We start from the raw sequence: 2,349 nt of genomic DNA, 5'->3' as shown, positions 1-2,349 counted from the left end.
GGACCCCCAACGTCCCCAACACCCGCCAGCGCCCCACCTCCGTGCCGGGTTGGAGCGCCGCGGGGAACACCTGTGATCTTTCCGGGGTCATGGACCCGCAGAGTCACATGGATTCCCATCAACCTCAAAGGTCCTGGTCCACACTCCGCCCGGACAACCCCGGTTGCCGCCGGTGTAAAAAAGGGGGTTCACCGAAACGTGACAGCGTGTCCGACCGAAAATGGCATGGGTGGGGTGAGTCAGACCAATTTGGTGTATTGAGCCGTCTCACCACAGTTCCCCCCGTCGTTCCCCCCTACGAGGAGTTCGTGATGCTTCGTCGTCTCAGCTCAACCCTTCTTGCCGCGAGCATGTTCGCCGGTTGCGGTGGTATTGAAACCGAGCCGTCCGCCGAGACGGTCGCGCCCGCGTCCATCCAGGACCAGCAGGCGCCCATCCTCACCACCACGGACGTGGACGTGGCCCCGGAGTGTCAGGGCATCCTCACCTTCGTGAACACGTCGACGTACGCGACGCTGGACCAGTTCCTGCCGAGCAACGTCGTCACCAACCTCGTGAACCGCCGCGCCACCGCGCCGTTCACGTCGCTGGCGGACCTGTCGTCGGTGCCGCTGGTCGGTGAGACCCGCCTCAAGCAGATCGAGGGCGGCGCCCGCACCCGCGACTTCATCGACGCGGACTGCACCGGCATCTTCGACGGCATCGCCATCTCCCACGACGACGCGGCGGCCATCGTGTCGCTGGTGAACACCATCGACGACTCGGAGCTGCACGACGTCCTACCGGACGCGTGGAACGGCGCCGCCAACCTCCTCAACCTGCGCCCGTTCACGTCGGCCCAGGCCATCTCCAACGTGGCCGGCATCGGCGACGTGAGCTTCCGCAACATCCGCAACTCGGCCACGCTGAGCCGCCCGTTCGAGGCGCTCGCCGCCGCGCTCAACGCCATCCCGAGCAACGGCTCCTACGGCGCGGTGCTGCAGCGCCACTTCGACTGGTGGGAGGTCGTGACGGCCAACCACCCGTACTCCCGCGGTGGCCCGACGTGCTTCGGCCTGGAGCCCAGCAGCGTCCCGTACGGCGCGACCATCCGCCCGAACCTGGCCAACGCCGCGGAAGTGCGCGCCGAGGTCAACTCCACGCTGGCCTACGTCAACGCGAGCAGCAAGATCCCCGCCGGTGTCATCTCCGCGGGCCTGGCGAACCTGGACGCGCGCATCGCGGGCCGGTCGTTCAAGGGTTGCATCTTCAGCTACGCGGATGACCCGTGGAGCAGCCACAGCGCCGCCATCTTCGTCGACACGGTGAACGGCTTCAGCGTGCTGTCCGAGACATGGTGGGCGGAGTAGTCGTCCCCGGCTGACAGCCCGGAAGCAAGAAGCCCCAGGTTCCCGCGGAGGGAGCCTGGGGCTTTTCCATGCGTGAGGCGAAGGGCCGGCGCTAGCGGCCGCCGCCGAGGAAGTCCGCCTTGCCCAGGTCCACGCCGTTGTGGCGCAGCAGCGCGTACGCGGTCGTCGCGTGGAAGAAGAAGTTCGGCAGCGCGAACTCCTTCAGGTAGGCCTCCCCGGTGAACTGCATCGGGTCGAAGCCGCGGCGCGGCACGCTGATGCTCTTCTCCTCGGTGCCGTTCAGCTTCTCGGCCGGCACCGACTCGATGAAGGCGATGGTCTTGGCGATGCGCGCCTCGAGCTCCGACAGCGAGGACTCGTTGTCCTCATAGACCGGCGCTTCCACCCCGGAGAGGCGCGCCACGCAGCCCTTGGCCGAGTCACAGGCGATCAACACCTGGTTCTTGAAGGGGAGCATGTCGGGCGCCAGCCGCACCGTCACCAGCACGTTCGGGTCGAACTTCTTCGCCTCCGCGTGGGCCCGGGCCTTCCCAATACACTTCGAGAGGGCCTTCAGGATGGAGACAAAGACGGGCGTGCTGGCCGAGGACATGGAAATCGTCATGGAAAAACTCCGGGAAAATGAGACGCCCCCTTCTAACCGGCGACCACGGCCGGCGCAGCGTCCTCACGCCTCCCGGCTCGCTCCAGGGCCTGGCCTGCCCTGGACCCGTCCCCCGGCCCCGGGAAGGAATCCGTGCATCCGTGCGTGTCTACAGGTATAGACACGCCCCATGTGCCCCCTGGTGAATACGAAGGACCTGATTGACGCCCAGGAGGTGGCGGGCCTCTTGCGCCTGGCCCACCCCAACAGCGTCAGCACGTACCTGCGACGCTACCCGGACATGCCCCGTCCGGTGCTCGACCTGGGCGCCGGGCGCCCACGCCTCTGGCTGAAACCGCAGATGTTGCGCTGGGCCCGCGCCCGCCAGGCCGCCACCACCGACTCCCGCTCCGGAGG

General features: G+C 67.4%; 3 protein-coding genes. 2 read left to right on the top strand and 1 reads right to left on the bottom strand.

Annotated features, from left to right (window positions below; genetic code table 11):
- Positions 1-311 precede the first annotated feature (311 nt).
- The gene (locus tag D7V93_RS41920; protein WP_120648553.1) at positions 312-1,349 is read left to right on the top strand and encodes a hypothetical protein; all 1,038 of its coding nucleotides are present in this window, start codon (positions 312-314) and stop codon (positions 1,347-1,349) included.
- 91 nt (positions 1,350-1,440) lie between these two features.
- Here the strand turns inward: D7V93_RS41920 and D7V93_RS41915 are convergent, their stop codons facing one another.
- On the bottom strand, positions 1,441-1,953 hold the full coding sequence (locus tag D7V93_RS41915) for a DUF1993 domain-containing protein (RefSeq protein ID WP_120648552.1): 513 nt from the start codon (positions 1,951-1,953) through the stop codon (positions 1,441-1,443).
- 169 nt (positions 1,954-2,122) lie between these two features.
- Between D7V93_RS41915 and D7V93_RS41910 the strand changes: the two genes are divergently transcribed.
- On the top strand, positions 2,123-2,349 hold a 227-nt coding region (locus D7V93_RS41910; protein ID WP_120648551.1), incomplete at its 3' end, for a hypothetical protein.

The organism is Corallococcus llansteffanensis, from assembly GCF_003612055.1.
Lineage (GTDB): Bacteria > Myxococcota > Myxococcia > Myxococcales > Myxococcaceae > Corallococcus > Corallococcus llansteffanensis.
This window is presented reverse-complemented; position numbering and strand designations above follow the sequence as displayed.